A 17,012-nucleotide genomic window follows, 5' to 3' on the forward strand; every position below is an offset into this window, starting at 1 on the left:
GACGGAGTGTCAGTCACAAATACTTAAACTGAACCACCGCATTCGCGAGCAAGCCCGCTCCCACACAAGCCGGTTCCCACAAAGTCATTTCTTGGCGGCAAACAACGCGTCGAGCTTCTGCTCGAAGGTGTGGTAGTCGATGCGATCGTAAAGCTCCATGCGGGTCTGCATGGTGTCGATCACGTTCTGTTGGGTGCCGTCGCGACGGATCGCGGTGTAGACATTCTCGGCCGCCTTGTTCATGGCACGGAACGCCGAGAGCGGGTACAGCACGATGGAAACATCGGCAGATTTCAACTGTTCGGTGGTGTACAGCGGCGTCGCGCCGAACTCGGTGATGTTGGCCAGGATCGGCGCTTTCACACGGGAGGCGAACAGCTTGTACATCTCCAGTTCAGTAATGGCTTCCGGGAAGACCATGTCGGCACCGGCCTCGATGCAGGCGGCGGCACGTTCCAGGGCCGATTCCAGGCCTTCGACCGCCAGGGCGTCGGTGCGGGCCATGATCACAAAGCTATCATCGGTGCGCGCATCCACGGCGGCCTTGATGCGGTCGACCATTTCTTGCTGGGACACGATTTCTTTATTAGGGCGGTGGCCGCAACGCTTGGCGCCCACCTGGTCTTCGATATGGATGGCGGCCGCGCCGAACTTAATCATCGACTTGACGGTGCGTGCCACGTTGAAGGCCGAGGAACCGAAACCGGTGTCCACGTCCACCAGCAGCGGCAGGTCGCACACATCGGTGATGCGGCGTACATCGGTCAGCACGTCATCCAGGCCGGTGATGCCAAGGTCCGGCACACCGAGGGAACCCGCCGCCACCCCGCCACCCGACAGGTAGATCGCCTTGAACCCGGCACGCTTGGCCAGCAACGCGTGGTTGGCGTTGATGGCGCCGACCACTTGCAGCGGGTGCTCGCTGGCGACAGCGTCACGGAAACGCTGGCCGGGTGTGCTTTTATTGTTCGAACTCATGACTCACCTCTTTCAGGGGCGCCGCCGGGGAAATGACGGGCAATGTTGCGTTTGGACGCGCCGATATGACGGCGCATCAGCAGTTCGGCCAGTTCACCGTCGCGATCGGCGATCGCGTCCAGAATGCGGTGGTGCTCGGCAAAGGCTTGACGTGGACGATTGGGGGTGGCGGAGAACTGGATGCGGTACATGCGCACCAACTGGTACAGCTCGCCGCAGAGTATTTGGGTGAGGGTGCGGTTACCCGCGCCCTGGATGATCCTGTAATGGAAGTCGAAATCGCCTTCCTGCTGGTAATAACCTAGGCCGGCCTGGAACGCTTCGTCGCGCTCATGGGTGTGCAATACCTGGCGCAGTTCTTCGATTTCGGCGTCGGTCATGCGCTCGGCCGCCAGGCGACAGGCCATGCCTTCGAGGGATTCGCGAATTTCGTAAAGTTCGATCAGTTCGGCATGGCTGAGTGACACCACCCGTGCGCCCACGTGGGGCACGCGCACCAGCAGGCGCTGGCCTTCAAGGCGGTGGATCGCCTCGCGCAACGGGCCACGGCTGATGCCGTAGGTGCGCGCCAGTTCCGGCTCGGAGATCTTGCTGCCGGGGGCGATCTCGCCTTTGACGATGGCGGCCTGGATACGGCGGAAGACGTTCTCGGACATGGTCTGGGATTCGTCTGTCGTCGCCACCAAGGCTTCCGATTGATCCAGCATATTGTCGACACCTTCAAAAGCAATGCCGCAAAAACTAGCCAATAAGCGGTTACGAGTCAAAGAATAAATCAACATTGTCGACAATCGTCTAATAACCCCTTCTGCACTTTATCGGGGCATGGCCGCCTGCCAGCGCTGGCGCCAAAAAAGCATCATGTTAGAATGCCCGCCGCTTTTGCCTGACATCATTGGATGAAACGGCGCACCCGAGATTGCGCAGCAATGCCAGTCGCCATGAATTGAACATTGCACTGCACTGCCTCAGGATTTATGACACTCAAGCCCTTCCTTCTATCGTTTTGCCTGCTAGCCCTACCGAGCCTTGGCCTTGCCGCCGAGAAGACTGTGTACGGCCTGAACGAATACGCCCAACTGGCGGGCATCGACCTGGAAGTGGCGGCCAAACTCGATACCGGTGCCAAGACCGCCTCCCTGAGCGCCCGCGACATCAAGCGCTTCAAGCGCAACGGCGAATCCTGGGTGCGCTTTTACCTGGCCATCGACACCGCCCATTCCCATCCCATCGAACGCCCCCTGGCCCGCGTCAGCAAGATCAAGCGCCGCGCCGGTGACTACGACCCCGATGAGGACAAGAACTACACCGCCCGCCCGGTGATCGCGCTGGATATCTGCATGGGCACCGCTTTACGCAGCATCGAAGTGAACTTGACTGACCGTAGCGCATTCCAATACCCGCTGCTGATCGGCTCCGAAGCGCTCAAACGCTTTGATGCGCTGGTCGACCCCAGTCTTAAATACGCAGCAGGCAAACCTGCCTGCGCCACCGACGCTCATACCGCCGAGTAAACCGAATGCGCTCTCTGACCCTGCACCTGAAAATCCTCATCACCATCCTGGTGGTGCTGGGTATTTCGGTCACCGCCTATCAGATCTTCGTGCTGGGGATCCCCGTCACCGAGGACGCCACCGACGACTTGTGGAACATCGACGCCAAGGTCGAGTTCGTCGCCAACCCGAAAGACCCGGTGAAGATCCAGATGTTCGTGCCGCCCCTGAGCCGCGACTTCGTCAGCCTCAACGAGAGCTTCATCTCCAACAACTACGGCGTGAGCGTCAACCGCACCGACGGCAACCGCAAGGTCACCTGGTCGGCACGCCGCGCCAAGGGCAACCAGACCCTGTATTACCGCCTGGTGCTGACCAAGCGCTACAGCGGTGAAAAGATCAAGGTCAAGGGCCCGACCTTCCGCGACAGCATCGCCGTGGAAGGCCCCGAGAAGATCGCCGCCGAGGCCCTGCTGGCGCCGATTCGCCAGCACTCGGCCGACGTCGAGACCTTTATCAGCGAAGCCATCAAGCGCACCAACAACCTCAACGACGACAACGTGAAGCTGCTGCTGGCGGGCGACCCGTCCACGCCGCACAAGGCCAAGATCGTCGAGTTGCTGCTGTCCATCGCCCACGTACCGGTGGAAAAAGTCCACACCATCCGCCTGGTCGCCGACCAGCCGCAAACCCCGGAACTGTGGTTGCGCAGCTTCAACGGCAACGATTGGCTGTACTTCAACCCGGAAACCGGCGAGCAAGGCCTGCCGGCCGACCGCCTGCTGTGGTGGACCGGCGATGAAAACCTGATCACGGTGGATGGCGGCAAAAAGGCCATGGTGACCTTCAGCCTGAACAACAGCGAGATGAACGCCATCCGCCTGGCCAAGCTGACGGACGAGAACACCGACGCCAACTTCCTCGAATACTCGCTGTACGGCCTGCCGCTGCAGACCCAGCAGACCTTCATGATCATGGTGATGATCCCGATTGGCGTGCTGGTGATCCTGATCCTGCGCAACCTGATCGGCCTGCAGACGCTGGGTACGTTTACCCCGGTGCTGATCGCCCTGGCGTTCCGCGAGACGCAACTGGGCTTCGGGATAGTACTGTTCACGATCATCACGGCGCTGGGGTTGTCGCTGCGCTCATACCTGGAACACTTGAAGCTGCAGATGCTGCCGAGGTTGTCGGTGGTGCTGACCTTCGTGGTGGTGCTGATCGCGGCCATCAGCCTGTTCAGCCACAAGCTGGGCCTGGAGCGCGGGCTGTCGGTGGCGCTGTTCCCGATGGTGATCCTGACCATGACCATCGAACGCCTGTCGATCACCTGGGAAGAACGCGGCGCCAACCACGCACTGAAAGTGGCGATTGGTACGCTGTTCGCGGCGTCGCTGGCGCACATCATCATGAGCGTGCCGGAGCTGATCTACTTCGTGTTCACTTTCCCGGCGATCCTGCTGATCCTGGTGGGCTTCATGCTGGCCATGGGGCGTTATCGCGGCTACCGCCTGACCGAGCTGGTGCGTTTCAAGGCCTTCTTGAAGGCTGACCAGTAATGTTCGGCTTCTGGAAGACCTGGAAGGCCCTGGAAGCGCGGGGGATCATGGGCATCAACCGGCGTAACGCCGACTACGTGCTCAAGTACAACAAGCGCAGCCTGTACCCGATCGTGGATGACAAGATCATCACCAAGGAACGGGCCCTGGCCGCCGGCATCCATGTGCCTGAGATGTACGGGGTGATCAGCACCGAGAAGGAAATCGACAAGCTCGACGACATCATTGGCGGGCGCAGCGACTTTGTGATCAAGCCGGCCCAGGGCGCTGGCGGTGACGGCATCCTGGTGGTGGCCGACCGCTTTGAAGGGCGCTATCGCACGGTGTCGGGCAAGATCATCAGCCACGAAGAGATCGAGCATCAGATCTCCAGCATCCTCACCGGCCTGTATTCCCTGGGCGGCCACCGTGACCGTGCCCTGATCGAATACCGCGTGGTGCCCGACCAGATCTTCAAGAGCATCAGCTATGAAGGCGTGCCGGACATCCGCATCATCGTGCTGATGGGCTACCCGGTGATGGCCATGCTGCGCTTGCCGACGCGCCAGTCGGGCGGCAAGGCCAACCTGCATCAGGGCGCGATTGGCGTGGGCGTAGACCTGGCCACCGGCCTGACCCTGCGCGGTACTTGGCTGAACAACATCATCACCAAACACCCCGACACCACCAATGCGGTGGATGGCGTGCAACTGCCCAACTGGGACGGTTTCATGAAACTCGCGGCCGGCTGCTATGAGCTGTGCGGGTTGGGGTACATCGGCGTGGACATGGTGCTGGACCAGGAAAAAGGCCCGCTGATCCTCGAGCTCAACGCTCGCCCGGGGCTGAATATCCAGATTGCCAACGATTGCGGCCTGACCTTGCGCACCCACGCGGTGGAAGCGCGATTGGAAGAATTGAAGGCTGCGGGCGTGACGGAAACCCCGGAGGACCGGGTGAAGTTTGTGCAGGAGATGTTTGGGCATATTCCAGCGGTAGAAGGCTGACGGCCTCATCGCAGGCAAGCCAGCTCCCACAGGTTGATCGCATTCCAATGGATTGGCCGCATTCCAATGGATTTATCGCATTCCATTGTAGGAGCCGGCTTGCCGGCGATAGCGTCCTGACAGGCAACCCTATACACAGGATAAGGCCTCAATCTGCTTATCCCCGACATCCCCCCTAGGACCAGAACCGACAGGGGACTACAATCCCCTCCCCCGCGCCATTAGCTGATCCACCCCGCATGTCGACCTGTTCCGTACACCCGCTGCCCTACCGGGCCAACCCCGCCGAGTATTTCACGGCAATTCGTCACGCCCCTGGCGCGGTGCTGCTCGACAGCGGCCGCCCGGCCGCCGAACGCGGGCGTTATGACGTGCTCAGCGCCTGGCCGAACGCAACCTTGACGGTGGCGCCTGACGAAAGCGGCAGTGGTTTTTTGCAACGCTTGCGGGAAAACCTCAGGTTGTTGGGCGAAGCGGCCTTGCCTGCCGGTTATGAATTGCCGTTTGCCGGCGGCTTGATTGGCTACCTCAGCTACGACTTTGGCCGCCACCTGGAACACATGCCGAACCTGGCCGCCGATGACCTGCACCTGCCGGACGCACGCTTCGGGCTGTATGCCTGGGCCCTGATCAGTGATCACCAGGCCCAGACCAGCCAATTGGTGTTTCACCCCACCCTGGCCGACGGCGAACGGCAACGCCTGATTGCACTGTTCAGCACGCCGGCCGCTGAATTGAGCGCCAGCTTCCAGTTGCAGGGCCCCATGGCCCCGGACCTCAGCGCCGAGGCCTACCGCCAGGCCATCGTGCGTATCCAGGACTATATCCAGGCAGGCGACTGCTACCAGGTCAACTTTGCCCAGCGTTTTCGCGCGCCGTGTGCCGGTGACCCCTGGGCAGCCTATTGCGCCCTGCGTGAAGCCTGCCCCACCCCGTTTTCCGGGTTCCAGAGCCTGCCCGATGACGGCGCGGTGCTGAGCCTGTCCCCTGAGCGCTTCGTGCATATCAGCGAGCGTCGCGTCGAAACCCGCCCCATCAAAGGCACCCGCCCGCGCGGCCTGACGCCCGAAGAAGACGCCGCGAATGCCGCCGAACTGCTGGCCAGCCCCAAGGACCGCGCCGAAAACCTGATGATCGTCGACCTGCTGCGCAACGACCTCGGCCGCACCTGCCGCACCGGCTCAGTCAGCGTGCCGGAACTGTTCAGCCTGGAAAGCTACCCCAACGTGCACCACTTGGTGAGCAGCGTCGTCGGCACGCTGGCCGACGACAAGGACGCCCTCGACCTGATCGCCGGCAGCTTCCCCGGCGGCTCCATCACCGGCGCGCCGAAGATCCGCGCCATGCAGATCATCGACGAACTGGAACCCACCCGACGCGGCCTGTACTGCGGCTCACTGGTGTACCTGGACGTGCGCGGCGAAATGGACAGCTCCATCGCCATCCGCAGCTTGCTGGTCAAGGATGGCCAGGTGTGCTGCTGGGGCGGCGGCGGGATCGTGGCGGATTCGCAGTGGGAGGCGGAGTATCAGGAGTCGCTGACGAAGGTGCGGGTGTTGTTGGAGACGCTGGAAGGATTGTAGTGACTGGGCTGGCCTCTTCGCGGGCAAGCCCGCTCCCACATTTTGATGTGTGAACCCTTTCAAGTGTGGGAGCTGGCTTGCCTGCGATGAGGCCACCAGCCCCACCAAAAAATTACAGGCTCAACTGCCGGTTCGAGGCCTTGATGAATTCTTTCTTCAAGTCCTCAAACGTGTGCACCGCCGGGAACTGCGGGAATTCGCGGATCACGTTCTCAGGCGCGTGGAACAGGATCCCGCGGTCGGCCTCGCCGAGCATGGTGGTGTCGTTGTAGGAGTCACCGGCCGCGATCACACGGTAGTAGAGGGTCTTGAACGCCAATACCGACTGACGTTTGGGATCTTTCTGGCGCAGTTGGTAGCTCACCACCCTGTCGTTTTCATCCGTGATCAAGCGATGGCACAGCAAGGTTGGGAAGCCCAGCTGGCGCATCAGCGGCTGGGAGAACTCGTAGAAGGTGTCGGACAGGATCACCACCTGGAAGCGCTCGCGCAGCCAGTTGACGAACTCGATGGCGCCGTCCAGCGGCTTGAGGGTGGCGATCACTTCCTGGATATCGGCGAGCTTCAGGCCGTGCTCGTCGAGGATGCGCAGGCGCTGCTTCATCAGCACGTCGTAGTCGGGAATGTCACGGGTGGTGGCCCGCAGGGATTCAATACCGGTTTTTTCGGCGAAGGCGATCCAGATTTCCGGAACCAGCACCCCTTCCAGGTCGAGACAGGCAATTTCCACAAGACACTCCCATTGGATGTTGTTAGTTGAGCGAGCAAAAGGACTGCCGAACTCTAGCGATTCAAGCTCGCCGCCGCAACGCAGGGCGGATTTTGATACCATCGCTCCCCTATAGAGCGCTCAGCGCCACTGACCTGTAGGAACCGTCCTGATGAACCAAGCCTTCGACGTCGCTGAACTCGCCGCGACTTATGCCAACAAATCCGCCCAGGACATCCTCAAGCTGGCGTTCAGCCAGTTCGGCGATGACCTGTGGATTTCCTTCAGCGGTGCCGAGGACGTGGTGCTGGTCGACATGGCCTGGAAGCTGAACAAGAACGTCAAAGTGTTCAGCCTCGACACCGGCCGCCTGCACCCGGAAACCTACCGGTTCATCGAGCAGGTGCGCGACTTCTACAAGATCGACATCGAGTTGATCTCGCCGGACCAGAGCAAGCTGGAGCCCTTCGTCAAAGAGAAAGGCCTGTTCAGCTTCTACAAGGACGGCCATGGCGAATGCTGCGGCGTGCGCAAGATCGAGCCACTGCGCCGCAAGCTCTCGGGCGTCAGCGCCTGGGCCACCGGCCAGCGCCGCGACCAGAGCCCCGGTACCCGCAGCCAGGTCGCGGCGCTGGAAATCGACACGGCCTTCTCGACTCCGGAGCGCACCCTGTACAAGTTCAACCCGCTGGCGCAGATGACCAGCGAGGAGATCTGGGGTTACATCCGCATGCTGGAGCTGCCCTACAACAGCCTGCACGAGCGAGGGTTCATCAGCATCGGCTGCGAGCCGTGCACCCGCCCGGTACTGCCCAACCAGCACGAGCGCGAAGGCCGCTGGTGGTGGGAAGAAGCCACGCAGAAAGAGTGTGGGTTGCATGCGGGGAATATCATCAGCAAGGCTTGAAGCTGATGCGGTAAACAATGTGGCGTCGGCTTTTGTGGGAGCGGGCTTGCTCGCGAATGCGGTGTATCAGTGAAGAATGTTTCAACTGATGCACCGCATTCGCGAGCAAGCCCGCTCCCACATTTGTTTTGCAGTGGTTATTAGAGGTGTACACACAAATGTAACCATCGGTGCCATTTATGTGTGCAATTTTTATTCGACCGCACCATTACGTAACACCTCCCACCTTCTATTCTTTCTCATCTCGAATCGCCCTCTTCCTGTTGAAAAATAAATACCTGTTCAATCGGTCAATTTATATTTCTTCCAATTCAGCTAGTTATTAAAAACACCTACAAAAACGAAATTAGCCGATGTTTTCATAGATCGAAAACTGGCACGCATGTGGCTTAAGGTGAAATGCGCTTTGTATACAATAAATACAAAACATACATACACTTTGCCATCCGCGGCTTGTCTGCAGATGCGCTGGAGCTTGCCGGAATGCGTACAAGCCTATCGAACCTCGCACTGGATCTGCCCTCCTCCGCCCTGAACCCCGAGGCCGTCAGCCCCGGCCCGCTGGTGCTCAGCCCGCGCCTGCACAACAAGGACCTGGCGCCCACCAAAGTGGAAGGCCGGCGTTGGGGGCGCTACAGCATTTTCGCGTTGTGGACCAATGACGTGCACAACATTGCCAACTACTCCTTCGCCATCGGCTTATATGCGCTAGGCCTGGGCGGCTGGCAAATTCTGTTGTCCTTGGGCATCGGCGCGGCATTGGTGTACTTCTTCATGAACTTGTCGGGGTATATGGGGCAAAAGACCGGCGTGCCGTTTCCGGTGATCAGCCGGATCAGTTTTGGTATTCACGGCGCGCAAATTCCGGCGTTGATTCGTGCGGTGATCGCGATTGCCTGGTTCGGTATCCAGACCTACCTGGCTTCGGTGGTTTTCCGCGTGCTGCTGTCGGCGATTCACCCCGGGTTTGCCGACTATGACCACAACTCGATCCTGGGCCTGTCGACCTTGGGTTGGGCGTGTTTCGTGACGATCTGGTTCGTGCAACTGGCGATTCTGGCCTACGGCATGGAAATGGTGCGCCGTTATGAAGCTTTCGCCGGGCCGGTGATTCTGGTGACGGTGGCTTCACTGGCCGGTTGGATGTACTTCCAGGTGGGTGGGAACATTGCCTGGTCGGTTCGCGAACCGCTGAGCGGCGGCGAGATGTGGCGCAACATCTTCGCCGGTGGCGCGCTGTGGCTGACCATCTACGGCACGCTGATCCTCAATTTCTGCGATTTCGCCCGCTCCTCGCCGTGCCGCAAGACCATCCAGGTCGGCAACTTCTGGGGCCTGCCGGTGAATATCCTGGTGTTTGCCGCCATCACCGTGCTGCTGTGCGGTGGGCAGTTCCAGCTCAATGGCCGGGTGATCGAAAGCCCGACCGAAATCATCGCGGCTATCCCCAATACCTTCTTCCTCGTGCTGGGCTGCCTGGCCTTTTTGATCGTCACCGTGGCGGTGAACATCATGGCCAACTTCGTCGCCCCCGCCTTTGTGCTGAGCAACCTGGCGCCCAAGTACCTGAACTTCCGCCGCGCCGGGTTGATCAGCGCGACCCTGGCAGTGCTGATCCTGCCGTGGAACCTCTACAACAGCCCGCTGGTGATCGTGTATTTCCTCTCCGGCCTGGGCGCACTGCTGGGGCCGTTGTACGGGGTGATCATGGTCGATTACTGGCTGATCCGTAAAAGCCGGGTAAACGTGCTGCAGCTGTATAGCGAAGACCCCCATGGCGCCTATTACTACAGCCGTGGGGTCAACCTGCGTGCGGTGGCGGCCTTCATTCCAGCGGCGGTGATCGCCATCCTGCTGGCGCTGTTGCCGGGCTTTGCCAGCGTCGCACCGTTCTCCTGGATGTTTGGCGCCGGTATTGCAGGGCTGTTGTACCTGCTGATCGCCAAGCGCCAGCCGTACTACGCCGATGTCAGCGGCGAGAGCATTGCAGTCGATAACGTCAGTCACTAATCAAGGATTTTCCATGCGTATCCTCGTGGTCAACGTCAACACCACCGAATCCATCACCGACACCATCGCCCAGCAAGCGCGGGCCGTGGCTGCGCCGGGAACCGAGATCGTCGGGCTTACCCCCTACTTCGGCGCGGAATCGGTGGAGGGCAATTTTGAAAGTTACCTGGCAGCCATCGCGGTGATGGACCGGGTGATGGCCTACGACCAGCCGTTTGATGCGGTGATCCAGGCCGGGTATGGCGAGCACGGCCGCGAAGGCCTGCAGGAGCTGCTGAACGTGCCGGTGGTGGACATCACCGAAGCCGCCGCCAGCACCGCGATGTTCCTGGGACACGCCTACTCGGTGGTCACCACCCTGGACCGTACCGTGCCGCTGATCGAAGACCGTCTGAAACTGGCCGGGCTTTACCAGCGCTGCGCCTCGGTACGGGCCAGCGGCATGGCGGTGCTGGAGCTGGAAGAAGACCCGCTGGCCGCCATGGAAGCCATCGTGCGCCAGGCGGAGCTGGCCATCAGCGAAGACAAGGCTGAGGTGATCTGCCTGGGTTGCGGCGGCATGGCCGGGCTGGATGAACAGATCCGCCAGCGCACCGGCGTGCCGGTGGTGGACGGGGTGACGGCGGCGGTGACCATTGCCGAATCGTTGGTGCGGCTGGGGTTGTCGACGTCGAAGGTCCGCACCTATGCGACACCGAGGCCGAAGAAAGTCATTGGCTGGCCGGGTCGGTTTGGGCGGTAGACCGAGTCGCCTGCATCGCGGGCAAGCCCGGCTCCCACAGGGAATCGCATTTCCCTGTGGGAGCTGGCTTGCCTGCGAAGGCCGCGCCGCGGTCTACGGCCATGCTCAAACCGCGCTGAATCGCTGGCCCAACCGCCGCTCGGCAAATTGCTCGATGATGAAGTCCACAAACGCCCGGGTCTTGCCGGGCAGCAGTTTATGTTCGGCGTAGTAAATGGAAATATTGCCATCGTCGACATACCAACCGGGCAGCACCCGCACCACCGCGCCGCTGTCGAGAAACGGCACCGCCATCGGCATGCTCACCAGCGCAATGCCTAAACCCTGGGCGCTGGCGCAGCAGGCGGCTTCGGAGTCGCTCATGGTCATGCCAGGCTTGAGCACCAGCGGGCGCTGTTCGCGGTCGCGGCCGGTCAGTTGCCAGGTGCGGATGCGCCCGGTCTGCGGTGAACGGATCAGGATTCCCGCGCAGCGCGCCAAGTCTTCCGGCACCTTGACCGGCGGGCGTTGCGCCAGGTAGCTCGGCGCCGCCACCAACACCCGATGCGCCGGGGTGAGCTTGCGCGCCACCACGCCCTGGGGCAACTCAAAGCCCCCGCCAATGGCGGCATCGAAGCCCTGGCCGATCAGGTCGACCTGGCGGTTATCGAAATGCCAGTCCGGGCAGATGTCCGGAAACCGTCTCATGAACTCCCCCAGCAGCGGCACCACGTAACGGTTGCCGAACACCGTGCCCATGCTGACCTTGAGCGTCCCCACCGGCCGGCCTTCGGCGCTGGCCAGGTTGGCCACGGCATTCTGGATGGTGGTGAGGCTGCCGCTGACTTCTTCGAGAAACAGTTTGCCAGCTTCGGTCAGGGTCAGGCGCCGTGTACTACGCTGGAACAGCCGCACACCCAGGCGCGCCTCAAGCTTGGCGACACTCTTGCCCACCGCTGCCGGGGTGAGGCTCAGGTGCCGGGCAGCTTCGGCGAAGCTGCCGCCTTCGGCACTGCGCACAAAGCATTCGATACTGCCAAAGCTCTCCATAACGCCCCACTCTAAACTTTTGGTTTACACAGACTATAGCAATCGCGGTCTACCGGTGTACCGGGGTGAGGTTGATACTCGGTGCCATCAACAAGGCATTCCGCCTTGAACAGCTAGGAGATCGACATGACCACACACAACCTCAGCGGCAAAGTCGCCTTGATTCAAGGCGGTTCCCGCGGCATCGGCGCCGCCATCGTCAAACGTCTCGCCGCCCAAGGTGCAGCGGTTGCCTTTACCTACGTGAGCTCGGCTGCCAAGGCCGAAGAATTGCAGAACAGCGTGATCAGCGAAGGCGGCAAGGCCCTGGCCATTCGCGCCGACAGCGCCGACGCCGAGGCGATTCGCAACGCGGTCAACAAAACCGTAGAAGCCTTTGGTCGCCTGGACATCCTGGTGAACAACGCCGGTGTGCTGGCCATCGCGCCGCTGGAAGACTTTACGCTGGAAGACTTCGACCAGACCCTGGCAATCAACGTGCGCAGCGTGTTCATCGCCACCCAGGAGGCGGCCAAGCACATGGGGGATGGAGGCCGGGTGATCAACATCGGCAGCACCAACGCCGAGCGCATGCCCTTTGGCGGTGGCGGCCCGTACGCGATGAGCAAGGCGGCACTGGTGGGGTTGACCAAGGGCCTGGCGCGGGACCTGGGGCCACGGGGCATTACCATCAACAACGTACAGCCTGGGCCGGTGGACACGGACATGAACCCGGCGGACAGTGATTTTGCCGAGAGTCTGATTGGGTTGATGGCGGTGGGTCGGTATGGGCATGTTGAAGAAATTGCCAGCTTCGTTGCCTACCTGGCAGGCCCGGAGGCCGGCTACATCACCGGTGCCAGCCTGACCATTGATGGCGGCTTCAGCGCCTAAGACTTCAGGAACACTGCACAACACAATGTGGGAGCGGGCTTGCCCGCGAATACGGTGGGTCAGTTGACATTTTTATCGACTGACACCCCGTATTCGCGAGCAAGCCCGCTCCCACATTTTTTGACTGCGTTCAATCAATCCCGTGGTGGCAAGCCGTAGGCCGCCAGGTCGAAGTCCGCAAGTTTGCGGATGATCTGGTCAGCGTGGTGGTACTTGCTGTCGGCCATGGCTTCGTCCGGCACGGCGATGGCGGTCATGTGGGCGGCCTTGGCGGCGGTGACGCCGAACGGCGAATCTTCGAATACCAGGCAATCCTCCGGTGCAACGCCCAGACGGCGGGCGGCGGTAAGGAAGATGTCCGGCGCGGGTTTGGCCGCGCCGACTTCCGGGTCATCGGCGGTGACGATGGTGTCGAACAGTCCAAACCACTCGCGGTGCAAGGTGGTCTTGTGGCCGAACGAATGGCGCGACGAACTGGTGCCCACGGCAATCGGAATGTTGTGGGCTTTCAAATGCCGCACCAGCGCTTCTGCGCCGGGCATGCCCAGGGCCTTGGGGAAACGCTCGCTCATCAGCGGTTCGCGGATGGTCAGGAACTCAGCCGGGGTGATCGGCAGGTCCAAGGCCTTGACCACGTAGTCGGCCAGGTCCTGGGCGCCACGCCCGATGATGTGCTGCTTGATCCCCCAGTCATAGGTACGGCCGTAGCGTTCGGCGATGATCTGCGTGACTTCGGTGTAGATGCCTTCTGTATCCAGCAACAAACCGTCCATATCGAAAATCACGGCCTTGATCGGGCCGGCGGTACGCGGTGCGTTCATCACAACAGATCCTTGGGGGGAAGGACTAAAAGGATTCAGCACAATAACGGCCCGGCTCTCTTGCAAGCAACCGTTGTGACCATCGATGTGCTGTTTCCCAAGGCCTTACTCGGGGAAATCCGCCCCCTCGGTCACCTCAGCCCACGCGTCGAAGTCAGCGCTCAATGCCTCGACCTTGGTGCGTGCGAACCCCAGCGCGGCCTTGCCCAACAGCAAGCGCAAGGGGGGCTGCTCAGCCTCCACCGCCTGGACAATGGCAAGGGCCGCGCGCACCGGGTCACCCGGTTGTTTGCCGCTGTAGCTGCGCACCCGGCCGGCGCGTGCCGCCGCCGTCTCGCGGTAGTCGTCGATGGCATGCGGGGCCTCATTGGCCGAGCGCCCGGCCCAGTCGGTGCGGAATGGGCCCGGTTCCACCAGCAGCACCTTGATCCCCAGCGGGGCGACTTCTCCTGCCAGTGCTTCAGACAATCCTTCCACCGCGAACTTGGTGGCATTGTAGAAACTCAGGGACGGGAACGCCGCAATCCCGCCCACCGAAGAGATGTTCACCACGGTGCCCGAGCGCCGAGCGCGCATGCCGGGCAACACCGCACGGGTCATGGCGCTGAGGCCCCAGAAGTTGATGTCGAACATGCGGCGTACTTCATCCAGGTCACTTTCTTCCAGCGCGCCGAAGTAGCCAATACCGGCGTTGTTGACCAGCACATCGATGCGTCCGAAGTGCGCTTGCGCCGCTTGCACCGCCGCTTCGACCTGGGCCTGGTCGGTCACATCCAGTGCCACTACCAACGCATTGTGCTCGTGACCGGCGACGATGTCCTGCACCTGTTGCGGGTTGCGTGCGGTGACCACCGTCGGGTAGCCGAGGCTGAGGGTGTGCAGGGCCAATTGGCGCCCGAAACCGGTGGAACAACCGGTGATAAACCAGACAGGTTTTGCGTTGGAATGGGTCATGAAGGGGCTTTCCTCGTGGGGTGTGAAAAAAGTATGCGCGTGGGTGTTATTGTGAAAAAGATGCATAATCCAAAAGCCCCTTTCGGAAAAACCACACAATGGACACGCCGGATTTCCAGCAATTGCGCCTGTTCCTGCAGGTCGCGCGCGCCAAGAGTTTCACCCAGGCGGCCGATGCCGTGAGCCTGTCGGTTTCCACCGTGAGCCAGCGGGTCGGTGCCCTGGAAAAACAGCTGGGCGTGCGCCTGCTCAACCGCACCACCCGCAGCGTCAGCCTCACCGAAGCCGGTGCGCAACTGGTTGAACGCATCACCCCGCTGCTCGAAGAACTGCACACCAGCTTGCACAGCGTCGCCGCCGCCACCGTCGAGGCCAGCGGCACCTTGCGCCTGAACGTGCCCTCCACCGCCAGCCGCATGGTGTTGCAGCCGTTGCTGCAAGGGTTCTTGCGCAAACACCCGGGGATCAACCTGGAAGTGGCGGTGGATAACGCCCTGGTGGACATCGTCGCCCAGGGGTTTGATGCGGGTATCCGCTACGACCACGTGCTGGCCGAGGACATGGTGGTGATCCCCGTGGCCCGGCAGCTGCGCTTTGTAATCGTCGCCACTCCTGGCTATTTGCAGGGCCGCAGCGTACCGACCCATCCCCATGATTTGCTGGAGCATGAATGCGTCAACTACCGCAGCGCTCAAACCGGCCTGCTGCACCGCTGGGACTTTGAAAAGAACGGCAAGCCGCTGCGGGTGACAGTGAAGGGCCGGCTGGCCACCAACGACATCGAGCTGATGATCCGCGGCGCACTGGATGGCTTCGGCTTTGCCTACGTGGCGCGCTCCAGCGTCGAGCCCTACTTACAATCCGGTGAGCTGGTGGAAGTCCTGGGTGACTGGATCACCCACAGCGCGCTGTACCTGTATTACTTCAATCGCAGCAACACGCCGAAAAAGCTGCGCGTGTTCATCGACTACCTGCAACAAGCACTCAACGCCTGATGCCCGGCCAACCTCAACAGCGAACCCCGACATGCTCTATCGATTAGCCGCCGACGGCCTAGTGCTGTTCCACCTGTGCTTCATCCTGTTCGTGTTGTTTGGCGGCCTGCTGGCCCTCAAATGGCGGCGCGTGATGTGGCTGCACCTACCGGCCGCTGCGTGGGGGGTGGCCGTGGAAGTGTTCCACCTGCCCTGCCCACTCACCCGCTGGGAAAACCTGTTTCGCCACCTGGCCGGCCAGGACGGTTATGGCGGCGGCTTTATCGAGCACTACATCCTGGCGATGATCTACCCGGCCGGTCTGACCCCGAACATTCAGCTGGTGCTCGGGGCCGTGGTGTTGCTGATCAACGTCGCGGTGTATGTGCGCCTGATCAGACGGCCCTAGGCAAGCAGCCCAGGCCGCTCAACGTGGCCTCGACCGCCTGCTCCAGCGGGGTGTGCGGCTCTTTGCCGATCACCTCGATCAGGCGCGTGTTGTCCATGTGCAGCGGGGTGCGCCACAGGTAACGCATCTCCTGCAGTTCGCGGAAAGTCACCACAAAGGGCGCTGCCAGCTTCAGCAGCCACCAGGGGAACTTGCCCACGCGAGGTTGCTGGCCTGTCCTGCGCAACACCACGCGCTGGATGGTCCGCGTCATCTGCGTGCCGTCGGTGTCGGTATGCCCGGCCATCTGAAAACGCGCGAAGGCTGCCAGGCTGGCACGGCGTGCCAGCAACTCGACTACCGTGCGCGCCACGTCCGGCAGGTACGCCCATTGATGGAGCAGGCCCGGGGCGCCCGGGTAGCTGATGGTGTGCACCGGCTTGCCGGGCTTGACCAGGCCCTGGGAAAACCAGCTGTTCGCGGCGCGACCACCAAAAAAGTCCCCGGCGCGCAGGATCAAGACGCGAGCGCCGTGACCGGTAGCCTCCTCCAGGCGTTGCTCCAATTGCACACGGATCGCGCCCTTGCGCGTTTGCGGGTGCTGGGGCGAGTCTTCGTGCAACACAGGAAACGCATCCGGCCCGTAGTTGTAGACCGTGCCGGGCAGCACGATAGTTGCGCCTTCGGCGATGGCGGCGGCGATGGTGTTGTCGATCATCGGCAGCACCAGCTGCGCCCAGTTGCGATAACCCGGCGGGTTCACCGCGTGAACAATCACGTCGCAACCTCGGGCGGCGGCCAGTACCTCGTCACGGTTCAGCGCATCGCCCTGGTGCCAGGTGAATGTCGCATCCTGGCGGTGTGCCTTGTCCACGTCCCGGGCCAAAGCACACACTTCCCAGCCTGCCGCGTTCAACTGTCGCGCCACTTCGCCGCCAATCCCGCCTGTTGCGCCCAATACCAGTACTTTGCTCATTACCGCCTCCCACCTCTGTGTGTTGTTGGC

The 17,012-nt window shown here is 61.7% G+C and carries 17 protein-coding genes; 10 read left to right on the forward strand and 7 right to left on the reverse strand.

The window, feature by feature from the left end:
- Window positions 1–84 precede the first annotated feature (84 nt).
- Both prpB and ACVWVP_RS16255 read right to left on the reverse strand, forming a co-directional pair.
- A complete protein-coding gene (prpB, locus tag ACVWVP_RS16250; protein WP_025854214.1) occupies window positions 85–978 on the reverse strand; it encodes a methylisocitrate lyase in 894 nt (297 codons plus the stop codon).
- Window positions 975–1,685, reverse strand: a complete 711-nt coding sequence (locus ACVWVP_RS16255; RefSeq protein ID WP_457407138.1) for a GntR family transcriptional regulator — start codon at window positions 1,683–1,685, stop codon at window positions 975–977. Before ACVWVP_RS16255 ends, prpB begins: the two co-directional genes overlap by 4 nt.
- Before the next feature lie 270 nt (window positions 1,686–1,955).
- Between ACVWVP_RS16255 and rloA the strand changes: the two genes are divergently transcribed.
- The 4 genes from rloA to pabB all read left to right on the forward strand — a co-directional run bounded on the left by rloA (window position 1,956) and on the right by pabB (window position 6,599).
- A complete protein-coding gene (gene rloA / locus ACVWVP_RS16260; protein WP_178924696.1) occupies window positions 1,956–2,492 on the forward strand; it encodes a retropepsin-like aspartic peptidase RloA in 537 nt (178 codons plus the stop codon).
- A 5-nt stretch (window positions 2,493–2,497) separates the two neighbouring features.
- Window positions 2,498–4,030 (forward strand): osmotic stress tolerance membrane protein RloB, encoded by a 1,533-nt coding sequence (rloB, locus tag ACVWVP_RS16265; protein WP_178924694.1) that lies wholly within the window; start codon window positions 2,498–2,500, stop codon window positions 4,028–4,030.
- Entirely contained in the window at window positions 4,030–5,016 is a 987-nt protein-coding gene (locus ACVWVP_RS16270) for an alpha-L-glutamate ligase-like protein (RefSeq protein WP_178924692.1), read from the forward strand. The genes rloB and ACVWVP_RS16270 overlap by 1 nt, the downstream gene beginning before the upstream one ends.
- Before the next feature lie 239 nt (window positions 5,017–5,255).
- Window positions 5,256–6,599 carry an aminodeoxychorismate synthase component I gene (gene pabB, locus ACVWVP_RS16275; protein ID WP_457407142.1) on the forward strand — a complete coding sequence of 448 codons (1,344 nt, stop codon included), beginning with the start codon at window positions 5,256–5,258 and terminating at the stop codon, window positions 6,597–6,599.
- Between the two features lie 112 nt (window positions 6,600–6,711).
- Here pabB and thrH read toward each other — a convergent pair whose 3' ends face one another.
- Entirely contained in the window at window positions 6,712–7,329 is a 618-nt protein-coding gene (thrH, locus tag ACVWVP_RS16280; RefSeq protein ID WP_065929901.1) for a bifunctional phosphoserine phosphatase/homoserine phosphotransferase ThrH, read from the reverse strand.
- 151 nt (window positions 7,330–7,480) lie between these two features.
- On the opposite strand from thrH, the gene ACVWVP_RS16285 reads away from it, so the two are divergent.
- The 3 genes from ACVWVP_RS16285 to ACVWVP_RS16295 all read left to right on the forward strand — a co-directional run bounded on the left by ACVWVP_RS16285 (window position 7,481) and on the right by ACVWVP_RS16295 (window position 10,967).
- Window positions 7,481–8,215 carry a phosphoadenylyl-sulfate reductase gene (locus tag ACVWVP_RS16285; protein WP_169992667.1) on the forward strand — a complete coding sequence of 245 codons (735 nt, stop codon included), beginning with the start codon at window positions 7,481–7,483 and terminating at the stop codon, window positions 8,213–8,215.
- A gap of 483 nt (window positions 8,216–8,698) precedes the next feature.
- A complete protein-coding gene (locus tag ACVWVP_RS16290) occupies window positions 8,699–10,225 on the forward strand; it encodes an NCS1 family nucleobase:cation symporter-1 (RefSeq protein WP_457407146.1) in 1,527 nt (508 codons plus the stop codon).
- A gap of 13 nt (window positions 10,226–10,238) precedes the next feature.
- Entirely contained in the window at window positions 10,239–10,967 is a 729-nt protein-coding gene (locus ACVWVP_RS16295; RefSeq protein WP_259173038.1) for an aspartate/glutamate racemase family protein, read from the forward strand.
- 105 nt (window positions 10,968–11,072) lie between these two features.
- Here ACVWVP_RS16295 and ACVWVP_RS16300 read toward each other — a convergent pair whose 3' ends face one another.
- On the reverse strand, window positions 11,073–11,996 hold the full coding sequence (locus ACVWVP_RS16300) for a LysR substrate-binding domain-containing protein (protein WP_457407149.1): 924 nt from the start codon (window positions 11,994–11,996) through the stop codon (window positions 11,073–11,075).
- Between the two features lie 126 nt (window positions 11,997–12,122).
- Here ACVWVP_RS16300 and ACVWVP_RS16305 point away from each other — a divergent pair, with 126 nt between their 5' ends.
- On the forward strand, window positions 12,123–12,869 hold the full coding sequence (locus ACVWVP_RS16305; protein WP_457407151.1) for a 3-oxoacyl-ACP reductase family protein: 747 nt from the start codon (window positions 12,123–12,125) through the stop codon (window positions 12,867–12,869).
- A 134-nt stretch (window positions 12,870–13,003) separates the two neighbouring features.
- Here ACVWVP_RS16305 and ACVWVP_RS16310 read toward each other — a convergent pair whose 3' ends face one another.
- Both ACVWVP_RS16310 and ACVWVP_RS16315 read right to left on the reverse strand, forming a co-directional pair.
- Window positions 13,004–13,690: an HAD-IA family hydrolase gene (locus ACVWVP_RS16310; protein ID WP_178924674.1), complete on the reverse strand. Its 687-nt coding sequence runs from the start codon at window positions 13,688–13,690 to the stop codon at window positions 13,004–13,006.
- 105 nt (window positions 13,691–13,795) lie between these two features.
- Window positions 13,796–14,644: an oxidoreductase gene (locus tag ACVWVP_RS16315; protein WP_457407152.1), complete on the reverse strand. Its 849-nt coding sequence runs from the start codon at window positions 14,642–14,644 to the stop codon at window positions 13,796–13,798.
- A gap of 98 nt (window positions 14,645–14,742) precedes the next feature.
- On the opposite strand from ACVWVP_RS16315, the gene ACVWVP_RS16320 reads away from it, so the two are divergent.
- Together ACVWVP_RS16320 and ACVWVP_RS16325 are read left to right on the forward strand one after the other, a co-directional pair.
- Entirely contained in the window at window positions 14,743–15,639 is an 897-nt protein-coding gene (locus tag ACVWVP_RS16320) for a LysR family transcriptional regulator (RefSeq protein WP_178924669.1), read from the forward strand.
- A gap of 31 nt (window positions 15,640–15,670) precedes the next feature.
- A complete protein-coding gene (locus tag ACVWVP_RS16325; protein WP_178924668.1) occupies window positions 15,671–16,027 on the forward strand; it encodes a DUF2784 domain-containing protein in 357 nt (118 codons plus the stop codon).
- On the opposite strand, the gene ACVWVP_RS16330 is transcribed toward ACVWVP_RS16325, so the two are convergent.
- A complete protein-coding gene (locus ACVWVP_RS16330) occupies window positions 16,014–16,982 on the reverse strand; it encodes an NAD-dependent epimerase/dehydratase family protein (protein WP_457407155.1) in 969 nt (322 codons plus the stop codon). The genes ACVWVP_RS16325 and ACVWVP_RS16330 overlap by 14 nt on opposite strands.
- Window positions 16,983–17,012: the final 30 nt, after the last annotated feature.

The sequence above is a fragment of the Pseudomonas sp. TE24901 genome (assembly GCF_054058375.1).

Bases quoted from the DNA above. Each gene is read 5' to 3' on its own strand.
- prpB (WP_025854214.1), bottom strand. From the start codon at position 978: ATGAGTTCGAACAATAAAAGCACACCCGGCCAGCGTTTCCGTGACGCT.
- ACVWVP_RS16255 (WP_457407138.1), bottom strand. From the start codon at position 1,685: ATGCTGGATCAATCGGAAGCCTTGGTGGCGACGACAGACGAATCCCAG.
- rloA (WP_178924696.1), top strand. From the start codon at position 1,956: ATGACACTCAAGCCCTTCCTTCTATCGTTTTGCCTGCTAGCCCTACCG.
- rloB (WP_178924694.1), top strand. From the start codon at position 2,498: ATGCGCTCTCTGACCCTGCACCTGAAAATCCTCATCACCATCCTGGTG.
- ACVWVP_RS16270 (WP_178924692.1), top strand. From the start codon at position 4,030: ATGTTCGGCTTCTGGAAGACCTGGAAGGCCCTGGAAGCGCGGGGGATC.
- pabB (WP_457407142.1), top strand. From the start codon at position 5,256: ATGTCGACCTGTTCCGTACACCCGCTGCCCTACCGGGCCAACCCCGCC.
- ACVWVP_RS16285 (WP_169992667.1), top strand. From the start codon at position 7,481: ATGAACCAAGCCTTCGACGTCGCTGAACTCGCCGCGACTTATGCCAAC.
- ACVWVP_RS16290 (WP_457407146.1), top strand. From the start codon at position 8,699: ATGCGTACAAGCCTATCGAACCTCGCACTGGATCTGCCCTCCTCCGCC.
- ACVWVP_RS16295 (WP_259173038.1), top strand. From the start codon at position 10,239: ATGCGTATCCTCGTGGTCAACGTCAACACCACCGAATCCATCACCGAC.
- ACVWVP_RS16300 (WP_457407149.1), bottom strand. From the start codon at position 11,996: ATGGAGAGCTTTGGCAGTATCGAATGCTTTGTGCGCAGTGCCGAAGGC.
- ACVWVP_RS16305 (WP_457407151.1), top strand. From the start codon at position 12,123: ATGACCACACACAACCTCAGCGGCAAAGTCGCCTTGATTCAAGGCGGT.
- ACVWVP_RS16310 (WP_178924674.1), bottom strand. From the start codon at position 13,690: ATGAACGCACCGCGTACCGCCGGCCCGATCAAGGCCGTGATTTTCGAT.
- ACVWVP_RS16315 (WP_457407152.1), bottom strand. From the start codon at position 14,644: ATGACCCATTCCAACGCAAAACCTGTCTGGTTTATCACCGGTTGTTCC.
- ACVWVP_RS16320 (WP_178924669.1), top strand. From the start codon at position 14,743: ATGGACACGCCGGATTTCCAGCAATTGCGCCTGTTCCTGCAGGTCGCG.
- ACVWVP_RS16325 (WP_178924668.1), top strand. From the start codon at position 15,671: ATGCTCTATCGATTAGCCGCCGACGGCCTAGTGCTGTTCCACCTGTGC.
- ACVWVP_RS16330 (WP_457407155.1), bottom strand. From the start codon at position 16,982: ATGAGCAAAGTACTGGTATTGGGCGCAACAGGCGGGATTGGCGGCGAA.